The organism is Sulfitobacter aestuarii (assembly GCF_042685005.1).
Classification (GTDB): Bacteria; Pseudomonadota; Alphaproteobacteria; order Rhodobacterales; family Rhodobacteraceae; genus Sulfitobacter; species Sulfitobacter aestuarii.
On record NZ_JBHUMP010000021.1, the window covers coordinates 14,718 to 32,897 of the forward strand.

The 18,180-nt window shown below is 63.2% G+C and carries 16 protein-coding genes and 3 tRNA genes; 6 read left to right on the top strand and 13 right to left on the bottom strand.

The window, feature by feature from the left end; translation table 11 throughout:
• Positions 1-58 precede the first annotated feature (58 nt).
• Positions 59-1,384: a helix-turn-helix domain-containing protein gene (locus tag ACFSUD_RS17110; RefSeq protein WP_386375726.1), complete on the bottom strand. Its 1,326-nt coding sequence runs from the start codon at positions 1,382-1,384 to the stop codon at positions 59-61.
• Positions 1,385-1,500: 116 nt separating this feature from the next.
• Positions 1,501-2,724, bottom strand: a complete 1,224-nt coding sequence (hemA, locus tag ACFSUD_RS17115) for a 5-aminolevulinate synthase (RefSeq protein ID WP_386375727.1) — start codon at positions 2,722-2,724, stop codon at positions 1,501-1,503.
• 223 nt (positions 2,725-2,947) lie between these two features.
• On the opposite strand from hemA, the gene ACFSUD_RS17120 reads away from it, so the two are divergent.
• Positions 2,948-4,324 (top strand): M20/M25/M40 family metallo-hydrolase, encoded by a 1,377-nt coding sequence (locus ACFSUD_RS17120; RefSeq protein ID WP_386375728.1) that lies wholly within the window; start codon positions 2,948-2,950, stop codon positions 4,322-4,324.
• Positions 4,325-4,445: 121 nt separating this feature from the next.
• On the opposite strand, the gene ACFSUD_RS17125 is transcribed toward ACFSUD_RS17120, so the two are convergent.
• From ACFSUD_RS17125 to ACFSUD_RS17160, 8 genes are all read right to left on the bottom strand, one after another.
• Positions 4,446-4,522 (bottom strand) — tRNA-Asp (locus tag ACFSUD_RS17125).
• A gap of 181 nt (positions 4,523-4,703) precedes the next feature.
• Positions 4,704-4,780 (bottom strand) — tRNA-Asp (locus ACFSUD_RS17130).
• 100 nt (positions 4,781-4,880) lie between these two features.
• The gene (locus ACFSUD_RS17135) at positions 4,881-5,918 is read right to left on the bottom strand and encodes an ABC transporter ATP-binding protein (protein WP_386375729.1); all 1,038 of its coding nucleotides are present in this window, start codon (positions 5,916-5,918) and stop codon (positions 4,881-4,883) included.
• Positions 5,915-6,892 (bottom strand): ABC transporter ATP-binding protein, encoded by a 978-nt coding sequence (locus ACFSUD_RS17140; RefSeq protein ID WP_386375730.1) that lies wholly within the window; start codon positions 6,890-6,892, stop codon positions 5,915-5,917. Before ACFSUD_RS17140 ends, ACFSUD_RS17135 begins: the two co-directional genes overlap by 4 nt.
• Before the next feature lie 4 nt (positions 6,893-6,896).
• Positions 6,897-7,802 (bottom strand): ABC transporter permease subunit, encoded by a 906-nt coding sequence (locus ACFSUD_RS17145; RefSeq protein WP_386375731.1) that lies wholly within the window; start codon positions 7,800-7,802, stop codon positions 6,897-6,899.
• The gene (locus tag ACFSUD_RS17150) at positions 7,802-8,809 is read right to left on the bottom strand and encodes an ABC transporter permease subunit (protein ID WP_386375732.1); all 1,008 of its coding nucleotides are present in this window, start codon (positions 8,807-8,809) and stop codon (positions 7,802-7,804) included. Before ACFSUD_RS17150 ends, ACFSUD_RS17145 begins: the two co-directional genes overlap by 1 nt.
• Positions 8,803-9,912, bottom strand: coding sequence for a M24 family metallopeptidase (locus ACFSUD_RS17155; RefSeq protein WP_386375733.1), 1,110 nt, complete (start codon positions 9,910-9,912; stop codon positions 8,803-8,805). The genes ACFSUD_RS17150 and ACFSUD_RS17155 overlap by 7 nt, the downstream gene beginning before the upstream one ends.
• Before the next feature lie 78 nt (positions 9,913-9,990).
• On the bottom strand, positions 9,991-11,583 hold the full coding sequence (locus ACFSUD_RS17160; RefSeq protein WP_386375734.1) for an ABC transporter substrate-binding protein: 1,593 nt from the start codon (positions 11,581-11,583) through the stop codon (positions 9,991-9,993).
• A 579-nt stretch (positions 11,584-12,162) separates the two neighbouring features.
• Here ACFSUD_RS17160 and minC point away from each other — a divergent pair.
• The 4 genes from minC to ACFSUD_RS17180 all read left to right on the top strand — a co-directional run bounded on the left by minC (position 12,163) and on the right by ACFSUD_RS17180 (position 14,637).
• A complete protein-coding gene (gene minC, locus ACFSUD_RS17165) occupies positions 12,163-12,918 on the top strand; it encodes a septum site-determining protein MinC (RefSeq protein WP_386375735.1) in 756 nt (251 codons plus the stop codon).
• Positions 12,915-13,760: a septum site-determining protein MinD gene (minD, locus tag ACFSUD_RS17170; RefSeq protein WP_449343066.1), complete on the top strand. Its 846-nt coding sequence runs from the start codon at positions 12,915-12,917 to the stop codon at positions 13,758-13,760. The genes minC and minD overlap by 4 nt, the downstream gene beginning before the upstream one ends.
• Positions 13,760-14,071, top strand: coding sequence for a cell division topological specificity factor MinE (gene minE / locus ACFSUD_RS17175; RefSeq protein ID WP_386375737.1), 312 nt, complete (start codon positions 13,760-13,762; stop codon positions 14,069-14,071). Before minD ends, minE begins: the two co-directional genes overlap by 1 nt.
• A 179-nt stretch (positions 14,072-14,250) precedes the next feature.
• The gene (locus ACFSUD_RS17180) at positions 14,251-14,637 is read left to right on the top strand and encodes a metallopeptidase family protein (protein ID WP_386375738.1); all 387 of its coding nucleotides are present in this window, start codon (positions 14,251-14,253) and stop codon (positions 14,635-14,637) included.
• A 172-nt stretch (positions 14,638-14,809) separates the two neighbouring features.
• Here the strand turns inward: ACFSUD_RS17180 and ACFSUD_RS17185 are convergent.
• From ACFSUD_RS17185 to ACFSUD_RS17195, 3 genes are all read right to left on the bottom strand, one after another.
• Positions 14,810-14,885, bottom strand: a tRNA-Val gene (locus tag ACFSUD_RS17185).
• 34 nt (positions 14,886-14,919) lie between these two features.
• On the bottom strand, positions 14,920-15,495 hold the full coding sequence (locus ACFSUD_RS17190; protein WP_386375739.1) for a histidine phosphatase family protein: 576 nt from the start codon (positions 15,493-15,495) through the stop codon (positions 14,920-14,922).
• Entirely contained in the window at positions 15,495-16,073 is a 579-nt protein-coding gene (locus ACFSUD_RS17195; protein WP_386375740.1) for a histidine phosphatase family protein, read from the bottom strand. The genes ACFSUD_RS17190 and ACFSUD_RS17195 overlap by 1 nt, the downstream gene beginning before the upstream one ends.
• 323 nt (positions 16,074-16,396) lie before the next feature.
• On the opposite strand from ACFSUD_RS17195, the gene ACFSUD_RS17200 reads away from it, so the two are divergent.
• Complete coding sequence (locus ACFSUD_RS17200; protein ID WP_386375741.1) at positions 16,397-17,899, top strand: tyrosine-type recombinase/integrase; 1,503 nt, start codon at positions 16,397-16,399, stop codon at positions 17,897-17,899.
• The last annotated feature ends 281 nt before the right edge of the window (positions 17,900-18,180 follow it).

Consider the following 18,180-nt stretch of genomic DNA (forward strand, 5'->3'; position numbering starts at 1 on the left):
GCGGGTTGCGGGTTTGCCTGCCCTAACTAGTCAGACAGCCGCGCAATCGCAATGGGCTCTAACGGGATTGGCAAGGGATCGCGGCCAATGCCGAGGGCTCGATATTGCCCTGCAGATCGGCGAACATCCGGCTCAGCGGGCTGTCCTGCTGCGGATCGACCGCCTGGTAACGCGCGATCAGGCTTTCTCGTTGCAGCGACAGGCCCGACGTGACCTGACCGCGTTTGCCGACCGGACCGAAGCAATCATCGCCCATGGCGAAGAACAACGCACCGGATTCACCGGTGCGCAAGCTCGCCGGTTCCTCGGTATTTGGCACGTCCCAAGTATCGCCCTTGTTCATGATCCCCTCGAAGATCACCGTCCCATCCGCCGCGCGCACGCGCACCCAGGAAGGATAGGCCGCCACCATGCGCACCGCCGGGCCGACCGGCTCGACGACCTGGGGCACCGTGACATTGGGCGTGAGGGACTGGGCAATCATCGGATGCTGGCTGCCGCTGCCGTCAGGCTGCGAATGGCCGTTGGCCGCGACTTCGGTCTCGCCCGCTGCTGCGGCGAAATTGCTCTCCATCGGCTCGTCGGGCCGGCGGTCCGGGCTGGCGAAATTGCCGACGAGGCGCGGATCGATGCTGGCGATCGGCGCATCGCGCGCGACCAGTACCGGCACGTCGAGCGCCTGGGGGCGGTAGAGCCGGTCGAGCGCATCAAGGCGCGGCGCATCGACAGCGCGCGGCGCCGCCGGATCCTCGCCCTCTTCCGGCGCCGGGGCCAGCGCCCCTTCGACCGGATCGAGATCGGAAAGCACCACCGGCGTCTGATCGACCGGCGCCACCTGCACGCGCTGCACTTCCTTGAGCACCGTCCAGCCGCCGAAACCGATCGCGCCGATCAGGGCGACCAGCACCAGCAGCGACCCGATGGCGCCGGGTTCGATACGGTTCAGGAAACTGTCACCCGACGGGGTGAACGGCAGGCTTGGCTGGGCGAAAATGTCTGTTTTTTCGTGCCTTGTGAGGCGTTCCTCACGTGATGGTTTCTTGATGACCGAGGCCTTGTCGGACATGCCATGGGCGACCGAAAAACCGGATTCGGTGCAGAAGGCGGCGAAAGCCGCATCCGGGTCCATGTTGAGATAGCGCGCATAGGAGCGCACGTAACCGGCAATGAAACCGGGGGTGTCGAAGGCCTCGGGATCGCAATTCTCGATGGCGGCGATATAGGACGCCTTGATGCGCAATTCGCGCTGCACGTCGAGCAGGGATTTGCCCATCGTGGCGCGTTCGCCGCGCATCACGTCCCCAAGTCGTAATTCAAACGCATCGAACCCCTTGGGTTCGGTCAGTTCTTCCTCGACGATCTTGGAGGACCAACGCCCGATCATACCGCTGCCTTATGCTGTGCCTGCTGAAAGCTTGATTCAAATCTTCACGATTCGAATGTAGCTTCTTCTTTCGGTAAGAGTAGCATAACGCAACAGGATTCAGAAACGCCGCGTGCTCATCCGGCAGCTTCGGCACGATTCAGCGCACATTGTGACCAGAGCGCGTCCATCGCCCGGACCAGCGCATCCATCTCGCGCGGGCCATGCACCGGCGAGGGCGTGAAACGCAGCCGCTCGGTGCCGCGCGGCACGGTGGGGAAGTTGATCGGCTGCACGTAGATGCCGTGATCCTGCAACAGCATGTCCGACAGCAGCTTGGTATGCACCGGGTTGCCGACCATCACCGGCACGATGTGGCTGCCGTGATCGATGATCGGCAGGCCCATGCCCTTGAGCCGCAATTTCAGCACCTTGGCCTGTGCCTGATGCCTCTCGCGCAGTTCCGGTGCGCGTTTGAGATAGGCAACCGACGCCGCCGCGCCCGCCGCCACCGCGGGCGGCAGCGAGGTGGTGAAGATGAAACCCGGCGCGTAGGAGCGGATCGCGTCGCACATCTTGGCCGATGCGGCGATATAGCCGCCCATCACGCCATAGGCCTTGGCCAAGGTGCCGTTGATGATGTCAAGCCGGTGCATCAGCCGGTCACGCTCGGCCACGCCGGCGCCGCGCGGGCCATACATGCCGACCGCATGAACCTCGTCGATATAGGTCAGCGCGCCGAATTCGTCGGCCAGATCGCAGATCGCTTCGATCGGGGCGAAATCACCGTCCATCGAGTAGATTGATTCAAAGGCGATGAGCTTTGGCGCCGCCGGGTCATCGGCCTTGAGCAATTCGCGCAGATGGTCGAGATCATTGTGCCGGAAGATCCGCTTGGCGCCTCCGTTGCGGCGCACGCCCTCGATCATCGATGCGTGGTTCAGCGCATCGGAATAGATGATCAGCCCGGGGAACAGCTTCGGCAGGGTCGAAAGCGTCGCGTCATTGGCGATATAGGCGGAGGTGAAGAGCAAGGCCGCCTCCTTCCCATGCAGATCGGCCAGCTCGGCCTCGAGCCGCTTGTGATAGACCGTGGTGCCGGAAATGTTGCGGGTGCCGCCGGAGCCTGCACCGGTCGCCTCGAGCGCCTCGTGCATCGCCTCGAGCACCACCGGGTTCTGGCCCATGCCGAGATAATCGTTGCCGCACCAGACGGTGATGTCCTGCTCGCTGCCATCCGGACGGGTCCAGACCGCATGGGGAAACTGGCCATTGCGGCGTTCGATATCGATGAAGGTGCGGTAGCGTCCCTCGTCATGCAGCCGGTTGATCGCTGCGTCGAGTTTCTCGGAATAATCCATTGCGCCTCTCCATCCTGGGCAGTCTCGGGGGTCAGCAGGCGCCTGCCCCCCATATTCACTGTTTAGAATGAATACAGAAACCTGGGGTCGGCCACAATGGTTTATGCCTGCGCGACTTGTCGCAGCCGGGAACCGGCAGGCCGCCGCCCCGCCCTGCGCCGCAACTGGACATGGCTCCGCGGGCTGGTAGGTTCGACCCCATCTCATTCTGAAAGGAAACCCGATGTCAATTGATGACGTTCTCGCGCGGATCGACGACGATCTGCCCGCCGCGACCGACCGCCTGCTGGACCTGCTGCGCATCCCGTCGATTTCCACCGACCCCGCCTACAAGGAAGATTGCGACCGGGCCGCGGACTGGCTGGTCGCCGACCTGCAATCCTTCGGGATCGAGGCCAGCAAGCGCGCGACGCCGGGTCATCCGATGGTCGTCGGCCATGTCGGTGACCCCGGCAAGGGCCCGCATCTGCTGTTTTACGGACATTACGATGTGCAGCCGGTCGATCCGCTGAACCTGTGGGACCGCGACCCTTTCGATCCCCAGGTGCAGGACACGCCCGCCGGCAAGGTGATCCGCGGCCGTGGTGCGGCGGATGACAAGGGTCAGTTGATGACCTTCATCGAAGCCCTGCGCGCGTGGAAAGAGGTGAAGGGCGACTGGCCCTGCCGGATCACCTTCTTTCTGGAGGGCGAGGAAGAATCGGGCTCGCCGTCGCTGGTGCCCTTCATGCGCGACAATGCCGATGAGCTGAAAACCGATCTCGCGCTGATCTGCGACACCGGGCTGTTCGAATCCCGCACCCCGGCGATCGTCACCATGTTGCGCGGGTTGCTCGGCGAGGAGCTGACCATCACCGGGCCGGACAAGGACCTGCATTCGGGCATGTACGGCGGGTTGTCGATGAATCCGATCCGGGTATTGTCGCGGATCATCGCATCGCTGCATGACGATCAGGCCCGCATCACGGTGCCGGGTTTCTATGACGGGGTGCCGGAGCTTTCCGAAGAGCTGGAAGCGCAATGGCAGGGCCTGGCCTTCGATCATGACAAGTTCCTCAGCGATGTCGGACTGTCCACCCCGGCGGGCGAGCAGGACCGCACGCCGCTGGAAATGCTCTGGTCGCGTCCGACCTGCGAAGTCAACGGGATCTGGGGCGGCTATACGGGCGAGGGGTTCAAGACCGTGCTGCCCGCGCAGGCCCATGCCAAGATCAGCTTCCGGCTGGTCGGCACACAGGACCCTCAGGCGATCCGGCAGAGCTTCCGCACAATGGTGCAGGAGATGTTGCCGCCCGATTGCGAGGTCTCCTTCAGCGATCATGGCGCCAGCCCGGCCTCGGGCGTGTCGGTGGAGGATCCGAAATTCGAACAGGCTCGCGCCGCGCTCAGCGCGGAATGGGGCATCCCGGCGGCCTATGTCGGCTGCGGCGGCTCGATCCCCATCGGCGGCTATTTCCAGGACATCCTCGGCACCACGCCGATGTTGATCGGCTTCGGCAAGGATGACGACGCGATCCATTCGCCGAACGAGAAATACGATCTCGAGAGCTTCCACAAGGGCATCCGCAGCTGGGCGCGGATCCTCGAGGCGCTGACCTGAGCAGTACCCTTGCCCCTGCCGTGCGCAACGGCGGGGGCGGCAGGCGGTATCGGGCCGGGAAATCCGGGACTGGCGCGCGTGGCGCCACATCCGGATCGAGTATTTTTAAAAAGGGTGAAAGTGGCGCGGTTGACGGGGCTCGAACCCGCGACCCCCGGCGTGACAGGCCGGTACTCTAACCAACTGAGCTACAACCGCGCTATGGGGGCGGAATAGGCGATGGCGGCGGGGGCGTCAAGCACCTAGCGCCGGGAAAAACACCCGGGCCGGAAGTTTTTTTGCGAGCGGATAGAAGCGGCGCGCAACCGGGCGCCGGACATGCCAAAGCACCGGCGGAACCGGTGCAAGGCATTCGAATTGTTCGAAAAATAAGCAGCGGTGGCGCGGTTGACGGGGCTCGAACCCGCGACCCCCGGCGTGACAGGCCGGTACTCTAACCATCTGAGCTACAACCGCCCACTGCAGCTCCGGGTGACCCCGAAGCGTTTGGATCTAATATGGTCAGCCCCGCCTGGCGTCAAGCAGGCAATCGGGCTTTTCCAAGCTTTTCGCGAAATTAATCGCGCCCCCCCGCCAGATCCGCGCGCGCCCCTTCCGAAACGCCCGTGAGCATCGCATTGTCGTCGACACCTTCGGGAAAGAAACAGGCGGCGCCATGGGGCCTGCCGTGCAGGTCGGGACGTTCGGCGCGGCATTTGTCCTGGGTCTTCCAGCAGCGCGGCGCGAAGGGGCAGCCCTCCGGGATCGCCAGCGGCGAAGGCAGTTCGCCGCTGAGCTTGATGCGCTCCTTGGCAGCCGCCGGATCGGCGCGCGGCGTGGCCGAGAGCAATGCCTTGGTATAGGGATGGCGCGGATTGTCGAAGACCGCCTGTTTGGGGCCCTTCTCGACCGCGCGACCGAGATACATCACGATGACCTCGTCCGCGACATGGCGCACCACGCTGAGGTCATGGCTGATGAACAGATAGGCCAGGTTGAGCCGCTCCTGCAGGTCCATCAGCAGGTTCAGCACCGAGGACTGGATCGACAGGTCGAGCGCCGAGACCGGCTCGTCGAGCACCAGCACCTTGGGATCGAGCATCAGCGCGCGGGCCACCGCGATGCGCTGGCGCTGGCCGCCGGAGAACATATGCGGATAGCGGTCGTAATGTTCCGGGCGCAGCCCGACGAGCTGCAGCATTTCACGGGCCTTGGCCTCGCGCTCCGGCTTCTTCATGTCGGGGCGGTTGATCACCAGCGGTTCCTGCAGGATCGCGCCGATCCGCTGGCGCGGGTTGAGCGAGCCGTAGGGGTCCTGGAAGACGATCTGCACCGAACTGCGCAGGCTGGCCCAGTCCTGCGGGCGCATCGGCTTGCCATCGAGCGTGAGCTCGCCGGAGGTCGGTTCCTCGATCATCGTGGCCATGCGCGCCAGGGTGGATTTTCCGCAGCCGCTTTCCCCGACGACGGCAAGCGTCTTGCCCGCATAGAGCGCAAAATCGACCCCGCCGACGGCTTTCAGGACCCGCGGCTTGCGCATCACGCCGCCGCCGACCTCGTAATGTCTTTCGAGATTGGTGGCGGTCATCACGGGAGCGTTGTTCGGGACATTCATGACGCGGCCCTTTCATCGGTGTTGAGCGGATAGAAACAGCGCGCATGGCCGAGATCCGGCCCCAGCGGCGGCGGCGCCTCGGCGCGGCATTTGGCGTTGGCGTAGGGGCAGCGCGGCGAGAAGAGGCAGCCTGCGGGGCGGTCGAACTGGCCCGGCACCACGCCCGGAATCGTGGGCAGGCGACGCTCGGTCGCGCGTTCCGGCAGGGCGGCGAGCAGCGCCGAGGTATAGGGGTGATGCGGGCTTTCGAAAAGCGGCAGCACCGGCTGTTCCTCGACCTTCTGCCCGGCATATTGCACCGACACGCGCTCTGCCGTTTCGGCGACCACGCCCATGTCATGGGTGATCAGCACCAGCCCCATGCCGTTCTCGTCGCGCAGGCTCGCCAGCAGGTCGAGGATCTGCGCCTGGATTGTCACGTCGAGCGCCGTTGTCGGCTCGTCCGCGATCAGCAGCTTGGGTTTGCACGCGATCGCCATGGCGATCATCACCCGCTGGTTCATCCCCCCCGACATCTGGTGCGGGAAGGCGCTGAGGCGTTTTTCCGGGTCCGGGATGCCGACTTGTTCGAAGAGTTCGATGGCGCGGGCGTGGCGCGCCTTGCGGTCGAGCCCGAGATGGAAGCGCAGGGATTCCTTGATCTGCCATCCCACCGGGAAACAGGGGTTGAGCGAGGACATCGGCTCCTGGAAGATCATCGCCAGGTCATTCCCGACGATCCTGCGCCGGGAACGCTTGTCCATGCGCAGCAAGTCATGCCCGTCAAAGGACATCTCGTCGGCGGTCACCGTCGCGGTCCAGGGCAGCAACCCCATCAGCGCCAGCATCGACACGGATTTACCCGAGCCGCTTTCCCCGACAATGGCGAGGATCTCTCCGGCGTCGATGTCCTGATCGACGGAATCGACGGCGCGAAAATGCCCGGAAGCGGTGGCGAAATCGACCGAGAGGTTGCGGATACGTAGCAGGGACATGGGCTCAGCTCCGTTTCAGTTTCGGATCGAGCGCGTCACGCAGACCGTCGCCCATCAGGTTGATCGCCAGCACCGTGACCAGGATCGCCAGACCCGGGAAGGTCACCACCCACCAGGCGCGCAGGATGAATTCACGCGCTTCGGCCAGCATCGTGCCCCATTCCGGGGTGGGCGGCTGCGCGCCCATGCCGAGGAAGCCGAGCGCGGCGGCATCGAGGATCGCGGTCGAGAAGGACAATGCCGCCTGCACGATGATCGGCGCGAGGCAATTGGGCAGCACGGTGATGAACATTAGCCGCGGCAGCCCGGCCCCGACAACCCGGGCGGAGGTGACGTAATCCTTCTGGCGTTCGGAGATCACGCTGGCGCGGGTGAGCCGCACGTAATGCGGTTGCAGCACGATGGCGATGGCGATCATCGCATTGGTCAGCGACGGCCCCAGGATCGCCACCAGCACCAGTGCCAGCAGCAGCGAGGGGAAGGCCAGGATGATATCCATGATCCGCATGATGATCGTATCGACCCATTTCGGCGCAAACCCCGAAAGCAGCCCGATCAGGATGCCGCCCGAGGCCGCGACGGAGACCACGACGACGCCCACGAAGAAGGAATAGCGCGCCCCGACGATGAGCCGCGAGAGCATGTCACGTCCCAGCGGGTCGGTGCCGAGGATATAGGTCCAGGAGCCGCCCTCCTGCCAGACGGGCGGTTGCAGGGCGGCGGCGCGGAATTGCGCGGTCGGGTCATGCGGTGCGACCCAGGGGCCGAACAGCGCGAGGAAGGCGAAGACCGCGAAGATCCACAGGCCGATGACCGCGCCGCGGTTTTCGCGGAAATAGAACCAGAATTCGCGCAGACGGCCGGGACGTGCCTCGACCATCTTCGCTTCGGCGGAAAGTGCGTCGTCCATCAGCGTTTCCTGATCTTGGGGTTGATGATGCCGTAGAGCATGTCCACGGTGAGGTTCACGATCATGACCATCACGGCGATGAGCAGCAGTCCGCCCTGCACCACCGGATAGTCACGCCGGAAGATCGAATCGACCATCCACTTGCCGATGCCCGGCCAGGAAAAGATCGTCTCGGTCAGGATCGCGCCGGCCAGCAGCGTGCCGACCGACAGGCCGATCACGGTGATCACCGGAATGAGCGCATTGCGCAGCGCGTGGATGCCGTTGATCCGCCCCGGCGTCATGCCCTTGGCACGGGCAGTGCGGATGTAATCCTCGCCCAGCACCTCGAGCATCGCCGAGCGGGTCTGCCGCGCGATAACCGCCAGCGGAATGGTTCCGAGCACGATCGTGGGCAGCAGCAGGTGGCGCAGCGCCGATGCAAAGGCGCCGCTTTGCCCGGAGGCGAGACTGTCGATGATCATGAAGCCGGTCGGATTGGGGAAATAATAGATCAGGTCGATGCGCCCCGACACCGGGGTCCAGCCGAGATTGCCGGAGAATACGATGATCAGCAGCAGCGCCCACCAGAAGATCGGCATGGAATAGCCGACCAGCGCGGTGGACATCAGCGCACGGTCAAAGAACTTGCCGCGGTTCACCGCCGCGATCACGCCAGCGGGCAGGCCAAGGGCGATGGCGAAGATCATCGCGCAGATAGAGAGTTCCAGCGTCGCCGGGAACAGCGCGAAGAATTCGTCCCAGACTGGTTTCTTGGTCACGAAGGAATTGCCGAGATCGCCCTGCAGCACGCCGGTGAGGTAATCCCAGAACTGCATGTAGATCGGCCGGTCGAAGCCGAATTGCTCGGAAAGCTGCTGATAGCGCTCTTCGCTGAGGCCGCGCTCGCCCGCCATCACGACGATCGGATCGCCGGGCAGCACGCGGATGAAGGCAAAGGAGATCAGCGTGACCCCGATGAAGGTCGGCACGAAGGTCAGAAGGCGGCTGAGGATGTAATTCAGCATGGCAGCACCGTCAGCTCTTTCGGGAAGCTGGTCAGCGAAACGCAGCCCTCTTCGGTGATCAGGATATCGTCCTCGATCCGCACGCCGAACTTGCCGTCTCCGTAAAGCCCCGGCTCGTTGGTATAGACGGTGCCCGCGGGCAGGGTCATGTGATTGCCGCGCATGATATAGGGGGCCTCATGCACTTCGCGCCCGAGCCCGTGGCCTGTCTTGGTGCGGATCCGGTCGGCGTAGGGAGAGGCTTCGAGCACGCCGGTCACCGCATCGTCGATCTCATGGGCGGTGACCCCGGCGCGGGTGACGTCGAACCCGGCGAGATTGGCGGCCAGCACGGTTTCATAGACCGCCCTGCCCTCGTCGCTGACCTCGCGCAGGAAGAAGGTGCGGGTGATATCGGCGGCAAAGCCGTGTTTGCGGGCACCGAAATCGAAGAGCAGCGCATCACCCGCCTGCACCGCGTAATTCTCGCGGGCATGAGCGTGCGGGCGCGCCGAATTGTCTCCGGCGGCGACGATCGGGGCGAAGGAGAGGTCATCGGCCCCTTCCGCGAAGAGCATCTGCACCAGCATCTGCTCGATCTGCTTCTCGCTCTGCCCGAGCCTGATAGTCTCGATGGTACGGCTCAGCGCGCGTTCGGATATCTCGATGGCATCTTTCAGCGCCGCGACCTCGGCGTCGGTCTTGATCATCCGCAGGGCCGAAATCTCGCGCTCGCCGTCTATGATGGTCAGATCCGGCTGCGCGCGTTTCAGCGCGTGATGCACGAAGACCCGCATCACCTGCCCTTCGACCGCCAGCGAGGCGATGTTGAGATGCTTGCTCAACGCGGCAAAGGCGACCTCGTAGCCATCCTGATCGCGCCAATCGAAGACCGCACCGTCAAAGCCGACCAGCCCCCATGAGGCGAGCTCGAGATTGGGCACCAGCGCCGCTGGTTTGCCTTCGGCCGGTATGACCAGCACGAAGGGCCGTTCATGGCTCATGAAGCTGTAGCCGATGGCGCGGGTGAAATTCGGCCCCGGCACCAGGGCCACGGCATCCACCTCGAGGCGGGTGGCGACATCGGCATAGGCGGCGAGGGATTGGGTCAGATCATCTGTCACGGGGCGGGTTCCATATTTGGAGGCAGAAAAAGCAGGGGCGGCGCCAAGCGGCGCCGCCCCTTATAACATGAGAAGTGCTTATTGGCTCAGGCCAACCCGATTGAAGATATGGCCGCCCAGCGGGTGCACGACATAACCTTCGACTTCGGGACGCATCGGCATGTAGACCACCGAATGTGCGATCGTCGCCCAGGGCGCCTGTTCCTTGAAGATTACCTGCGCCTCTTCATAGAGCTTGGCGCGCTCTTCCTGGTTGGACAGCACCTTGGCTTCCTGCAGCTTGGCGTCGAATTCCTCGTTGCACCATTGCGCGCGGTTGGCAGCGCCGACACCGTCACAGCCGAGCAGCACGGCAAGGAAGTTGTCCGGATCGCCATTGTCACCGGTCCAGCCCAGCAGCACCGCGCCGTCGCGGTCCTCGGCCTTGGAGCGTTCGAGATACTCGCCCCATTCATAAGACACGATCTCGACGTTGACGCCGATCTTGGAGAAATCCTCCTGCATCAGCTCGGCCATGCGGCGGGCATTGGGGTTGTAGGGACGCTGCACCGGCATCGCCCAGATCTTCATGTTGAGATCCGAAACGCCTGCCTCTTCGAGCATCGCCTTGGCCGCTTCGGGATCGTATTGGTCGTCCTCGATGGCGTCGTTATAGGACCACATGGTCGGCGGGATCGGGTTCTTGGCGATCTGCCCGGAGCCCTGGAAAACCACGTCGATGATCGACTGCTTGTCGATCGCCATGTTCAGCGCCTTGCGCACCTTCGGATCGTCGTAGGGCGCGACCTTGGTGTTATAGGCCAGGTAGCCGACGTTCAGGCCTTCCTGCTCCATCACCACGATGTCCTCGGCGGCCTTCATCGCCTGCACATCGGCCGGGTTCGGATAGGCCATGACGTGACATTCACCGGCCTGCACCTTCTGGAAGCGCACCGAGGCGTCAGGCGTGATCGCGAAGATCAGGCTCTCGACCTTGGCCTTGTCGCCGAAATATTCGTCGTTGCGGACATAGCGGATCACCGCGTCCTTCTGGTAGGCCTGGAACTTGAACGGACCGGTGCCGATCGGCGCCTGGTTCAGCATCTCCGGCGTACCGGCCTCCAGCATCGCGTCGGCATATTCCTTGGACACGATCGAACCGAAATCCATGGCCATGTTGGCGATGAACGGCGCTTCGGGTCGGGTCAGGTGGAAGACGACGGTGTAATCGTCGACCTTCTCGATGCGCTCGACCAGCTCGGGCATCGACATGCTGGAGAAATATTCCCAGGTGCCGCCGGAAACCTTGTTATAGGGGTTTTCGGAATCGCCCTGGCGTTCGAAGGAAAAGATCACGTCATCCGCGTTGAAATCGCGGGTCGGGGTGAACTGGTCGTTGGAATGGAATTTCACGCCCTGACGCAGCTTGAAGGTGACGGTCTTGCCGTCATCGGACACTTCCCAGCTTTCCGCCAGCCCGGGAACGACTTCGGTGGTGCCGACCTTGAATTCGGTCAGATGGTCGTAGATCGGGTGGCTCGAGGCATCAAAGGTGGTGCCGGAGGTGTAGAGCGCCGGATCGAAACCTTCGGGCGATCCCTCGGAGCAATAGACCAGCGATTGCGCGGAGGCCGCCGAGGCCCCCAGTGCCGCGAGCACGAAGCCCGTGGCCATTTTGGTCGTGAAAGACATATGCGTTCTCTCCTGAAGTTGTATTGCAGTTTTTTTGGCGGCGGGCAGACCTGCCGCGGTGGATGCGCCGCATGAACGGCGCGACGGACCCGATGGCAATGCCGCTTTCGGGTCGCATTCGGTCGGACGAGATTGGCCAGGCTGCGCAGCCGTCACAGGATATCCCCTCCCAGGCGCTCACGACCCCGTTTGACGGAGCCGATGGCGATGAGCGAATTTGTGCGATCAAAAGCAATTTGGGTCAACACTTATTATATATTTTCCGGCCTCTCGCAGCCGGGTGAAGGCGCTGAAACACTGATATAAAAAACAAATTAATTCTTTTTGTTCAGAATTTTACAGAACATATTTCAGGTCTGAAACATCCTTGTGCAGCTGACGTTTGGTCAAGTTTACCGCGTCCATTTGCCCCTCTTGCGCTGGCACAACTTCGCCTATCGCGGAATATTTATGTCGCAAAGCTGGACCGGAGCGAGCCAACAGATTAGGCATCGCGCAAAACCGCGCGGGTTAGGCATCGCGCAAAACCGCGCGGGACAGAATCCCGCGACCAGTTCGAGCAGGAGCAACAGTTCAAGCGTGCCAGCACAAGACGCCACGGCCCCGGGCCAGAATAATGTCGCCAAGGTCAAGCCTTTCCAGATCCGCGGCCGGTTCTTCACCGCCGTCGCCCTGCGCCTCGGCGAGGTCCTGCCCGACGATTCCTTTTACGAGGCCCTCGACGAGCAGCTGCGCCTGACGCCGCAATTCTTCGCGGATGCACCGGTGATCATCGATCTCGAACAGGCCGCCGGCATGATGCAGGGCGAGGACGTGACCCGGCTGGTGAAGAACCTGCGGCAGCGCAAGCTCTCCGCCTTCGGCGTGCAGAATGCCGACAGCGATCAGGCGGCCGCGGCCGAGGCGCTGGGGCTGATCCCGATCACCATCGGCCACGAAGCCCCCCTGCGCGGCGAGCGCAGCAAGCGCCGCCAGACCGAGGAGCTCGCCAAGAAGGCCCAATCCCCCGCCAACCGCATCGTCACCACCCCGGTGCGCTCTGGCCAGACGGTGATCGCCGATCAGGGCGATCTGGTGATCGTCGGGCCGGTCGCCTCTGGGGCCGAGCTGATCGCCGCGGGCAATATCCACGTCTATGGTCGGCTGCGCGGCCGCGCCCTGGCCGGCGTCAATGGGGATGACACGGCACGCATATTCTGTCAGAGCCTCGATGCCGAGCTTCTGGCCATCACCGGACTTTACCGTACCAGCGACAATCTGGAACCAGAGCTCCTGCAGCGCAGCGTGCAGGTCTTCCTTCAGGATGAAAGCCTATGCGTGGAGGCGCTTGAATGACTTTTCAAATTAGACAGGATACGCAAGTGAGCAAGATAATCGTTGTAACCTCCGGCAAGGGCGGCGTCGGCAAGACAACCTCGGCCGCCGCGATCAGCGCCGGGCTGGCCAAGCTCGGTCACAAGACCGTGGTGATCGACTTCGATGTCGGCCTGCGCAACCTTGACATGATCATGGGCTGCGAACGCCGCGTGGTCTTCGATTTCATCAACGTGATCCAGGGCGAGGCCCGGCTCAAACAGGCGTTGATCAAGGACAAGCGGCTGGAGAACCTTTATATCCTGCCGACCTCGCAGACCCGCGACAAGGACGCGCTGACCCAGGAAGGCGTCGAGAAGGTCCTGAACGAGCTGCGCGAGGAATTCGACTATATCATCTGCGACAGCCCCGCCGGGATCGAGCGCGGCGCGCAGCTCGCCATGCATTTCGCCGACGAGGCCGTTGTTGTCACCAATCCCGAGGTCTCCTCGGTCCGCGACAGTGACCGGGTGCTCGGGCTGCTGAGCTCCAAGACCCACCGCGCCGAACAGGAGAACGCCGAGCCGATCAAGGCGCAGGTGCTGCTCACCCGCTTTGACAGCGAGCGTATCGAGAGCGGCGAAATGATGAATGTCGATGACGTGCTGGAGATCCTCGCGGTGCCGCTGCTCGGCATCATCCCCGAGAGCAAGGCGGTGCTGCGTGCCTCCAACCTCGGCGTGCCGATCGTGATGGACGAGCCCTCCCCGGCCAGCCGGGCCTATGAGGACGCGATCGCCCGGCTCACCGGCGAGCAGATCGAGATCCGCTTTGATGCCGAGCCCCGCCCCGGCCTGCTGCAACGTCTGTTCGGGCGCACGTGATGAAGCTCTTCGATTTCATCCGCAAGCCCCGCAAGTCAGACTCGGCCAACACCGCCAAGGAACGCCTGCAGATCCTGCTCGCCCATGAGCGCAGCTCCGGCGGCGCCAGCCCCGACTGGCTGCCGGAACTGCAGCGCGACATCCTCGAGGTGATCCGCAAGCATATGGAGATCGACCAGGACGCCGTCGATATCCGCATGGACCGCGGTGACGAATTGTCAAGCCTGGAGATCAATATCGAGTTTCCCGGCCCCGCCAAGGCGAAACCGAGCAGCAAGGCAAAGCCCAAGAAAGCCGCCGCCAGCCGTTGAGGCGGCGGTAAGGCGCTTTCCCGGCGGCTTGTTCGCCGGGCGCGCGGCGCTGATGGTGGCGCAGATGGTAGAACCGTGAGCCGTGCTGGCAGGGCGATAGCTGTTTGTCACGTCCGCGGGTTGGCCCGCGAGCCGATCACCCCCTTTCCAACGGTCGCGTGACGCGCCATATCCTTGGCATGTCCAATGATCTCGCCCATTTCGAGAAGATCGCCCGCGCCACCGTTGCGGCACTTCCGGACCCGTTCCGCCCCGCCGCAGAAGAGGTGTTGCTGCGCATCGCCGAATGGCCCGCGCCCGACATGCTGCGCGAGCTCGACATTCGGGATCCGCTGGAGCTGACCGGCCTTTACGAAGGCATCCCGATGACCGAGAAATCCCTGTTCGACATGGGCCCCTCTCCCGATACGGTCTGGCTCTTCCGTCAGCCGATCCTCGCCGAATGGCGCGCCCGTGGCAACGTCGCTCTCGACGATCTGATCGCGCATGTGGTGACCCACGAATTCGCCCATCACTTCGGCTGGAGCGACGCCGAGATCGCCAGGGTCGATCAATGGTGGATGTGACCCGCGGCGCGCATCCCGGCACCGAAGCAGCGCTGCGGCATGACGGGCTGTGGCGGGTGTATGGTGGGTCGTGACGGGCTCGAACCGCCGACCCAGCGTGACTGCAAGGCAGGCGCGCGTCGGTCGGCCCTGAAAAGGAAGGTGCCGCAACTTCAGACATGACAGGAAAGGATGGTGGGTCGTGACGGTCTCGAACCGCCGACATTTTCGGTGTAAACGAAACGCTCTACCAACTGAGCTAACGACCCATTGCGCGCCTCTTAGCCGATGCTCGCGGGGGCTTCAACCCCTTCCGGTCAACTGGCGCTGCTGCCCGTCGCGCAGGGCAAAGACGACCCCCTGCCCGCCCTCGATCTCGCGCAGATCGCGGGTCGGACGGCCAGTCAGGATCAACCGCAGCATCCGCGAAGTGATGCCATGGGTGACGAGGATCGTCGGCGTGTCGATCCCGGCGAGAAAGGCTTCGCAGCGGGTGCGCAGGGCGGCGAAACCCTCCCCATTCGGGGCGTGCTCGTAAAGATCGAAGGCATCGCGCGCCTCGGGGTGGCGTAGCAGCAGCTCGGCGCGCAGTTCTCCGGCCCAGTCGCCTACTCCGATCTCGCTGAGCGCCGCATCGGTGCCGATCGGCGCGACCAGACCTTCCAGCGCCAGCTCGGCGGTGTGACGGGCCCGGCGCTGCGGACTGCTCAGGGCCCGGTATCCGCGCAGACCGCAGGATTGCAGGATTGCCCGCTGCGCCAACGCCTGTTCCTCTCCACGCGCGGTCAGCGGAGAGTCAAAACAGCCCTGCAGGCGGTTCTGCACGTTCCATTCGGTCTCGCCATGACGCAGGATGTAGAGCGGGGGGCAGGCGCGCATCAGGCGGCCTCCATCAGGGTCTCGCGCCCCCTTTCGAGGTGATAGATGCAACCCTGCCGGTTGCAGAGCCGTCCGGCCTCGGCAAGGTCGATGCCGCGCAGCTCCGCGCGCAGCACCTGTCCGAGCAGCCCATGGGCGATCACCACGCTCGGCCCCTGCAGGTGATCGAGGAAATCAGCGATGCGCGCGCGAAAGACCGAGATCCCCTCGCCCGCCTCGGCCGCCGCGTAGATGTCGAGCGGGCTCACCGCATCGCCCTGCAGATGCGGATGGTCCCGGACGATCGCCGAGCGGGTCAGACCCTGCCAGGCCCCCGCGTGGATCTCCATCAGCCGGGGATCCGTGCGATAGGCAGCACCCTGCAACGCGATCTCGGCCGTCTGTCGCGCCCGTCCCAGCGGGGAAACGAAGATCGCGGGCTTCTGCGCAAGGATCGGTGGCAGCAGCGCCGCTTGCCGCGCCGCATCGCGCCGACCCTGCGCCGTCAGCGGCGAGTCGAGCTGGCCCTGCAGGCGATGCTCGGCATTCCATTGGGTCTGGCCATGGCGCAGGAACCAGAGGGGCGGATGGTCTTTCACGGGGGATTCCTTGGATCGTCGGTTGGCCGCAACCTAGATTTGCCCTCCCGCAAGGACAAGCGGCCTTCGCGGCGCAGCGTTCAACGTCGGCGACATTCGCGCGAAGACAGAGGATATGCACGGATCATCGCCGATGGCAAAGGGCGCAATGGGACCGGCGGTCAAAGACACTCAAAGGAGGGGAAATGGTGGGTGATAAGAGATTTGAAAAAATGACTAAGGCCGATTCCGCTATATTTATATGAAAATAAGGGGTTTTCGCTTGCCTGAGGGGCCAAAAGTGTCATACATTTCGGCAGAAAGTGTCATACATTGAGGTTAAAATGCCCCCGAAAAATCGCATTCCCGGCCTAACGACGGACCCCAAAACGGGGGGCTGGAAGTACCAAAAACGGGTCCCTGAGGACGTCCAATCCCTCGTTGGCAAAAAGAGCTGGGGGGAGCGTCTCGGAGACGATTACGCCGCCGCCGCCGCCAAAGCGCTGCGACTGGAAGAGGAGAACCTCGCGACCATAGCGCGTTTTCGCGATCCTGAAGTAGTAGAGTCCGAACTGCGCGGCGGTGTCCTGCAGGCCGCTGCCGCCATGGTCGAATTCTCAAAGGATAAAGAAACGTTCGCCTCAGACTTTCACTGGAGTCAGGCCGCACAACAGATGCGGTCACGGGACCACCTCGAACCGGATGAGCGGGCGGAATTTCTGCGGCTCCTTCTCGCGATATCATTCGGCGAGACGGCGCAGATTGAAGCCTTCCCGCCTGCCAATCCACACAATGCCGCGCTCTTGAAAAAGCTAGGCGCTGGGGCCCCGCCCACTAATCCGACTGACCTCATAATGTTTAACGCGATGAGGGAAGCGGTGTCAGGCCAAATCACAAAGCTACCGGTCAAAAGGCGGTCTGACTCTTCTGACACATTACTGAAGCTTCTGGACCGCTACTCTGGCCTGCAGTCACTGTCAGAGAACACCCGGCGCGCGTACGCGCGCGGAATTCAGCGCTTCATTGATAATGTCGGTGACCTCGACGTTCGCGATATCACCTCGCGGATGTTGAAGGACCACCGGGACCACCTCGTCGCGTCGGGCATTGAACCGACATCTATCCGGACGCTCTTCGCCGGTATCGGTTCGGTGCTGGCCTTCGCGCAAGACGAAGAATTGATCGAAGTGAATCCGACTCTGGGCATGAAGTTCCCCCGCGACACGAAAAGTATCGAAGATCGAAAGCACCTTCCCTTTCGGCGCGATGAGGTTTCGAAGATTTGGACTGCAGCACAAGAGCGCTTCAACCCAGACGGCGACTCGCGGCTTAGCAAGGATCGCCGCCGCGCCTATCTGATGTGCGTGAAGACCCTCTTTCTGACCGGGATGCGACCGCATGAATTCTTTCGCCTGCGAAACTTCGACGTTTGCGACGTCTCCCAGCTCGACGACTATCACGATGAATGGAAGGGCATTGGAATCGACATCTGCTTCAGTAAATGTGGCAACCGTCTGATCCCCCTGCCCGACGCGCTGGCGGACCTCCCGGACTTCATCGGCGGCGGCGGTCTGGACTGTATCCGTGACGTCTCAAATATAGAAAACAAGTTCAGCGACAAACAGTTCAATCCGTTGCTGACATCGCTTGGCATCAAGCGCCCGCGCGTTTCGCTCTACTCTACGCGCGCGACCTTCAATATGGCGCTGAAGCGCAATGGCGTATCCTTAGAAGTGCGTCAGCAGATCATCGGTCATAAACCGGACGGGCAGATGATGCGCCACTACACGGACGCTGAGACGATGACGACGATGGCTGACGCCATGAATAGCGTGACGCTCTGGTAAGGACATAGCGGGGGCGCTAACGCGCGCCCCATCGCGCCCCCCATCCCGCCGCCGACTGAGTGACCGCGTCAGCACCCCGCCGCGATCTGAGTTGCCGGGATTCCGGTAAGCGACATGGTGAGATGTTCGGGGCGGCGTCAGCCGGTCGCGCGATGCGACCATATGAGCCTTTGTTCGAATCCAGATAATATGTAAAGTTGCGTCTGGGATGTTACTCGCGAGGAACTTCACGATGAGCCGAAATAGTTCTGAGGGTGAAGGGTCTGATAGACGCGCTAGAG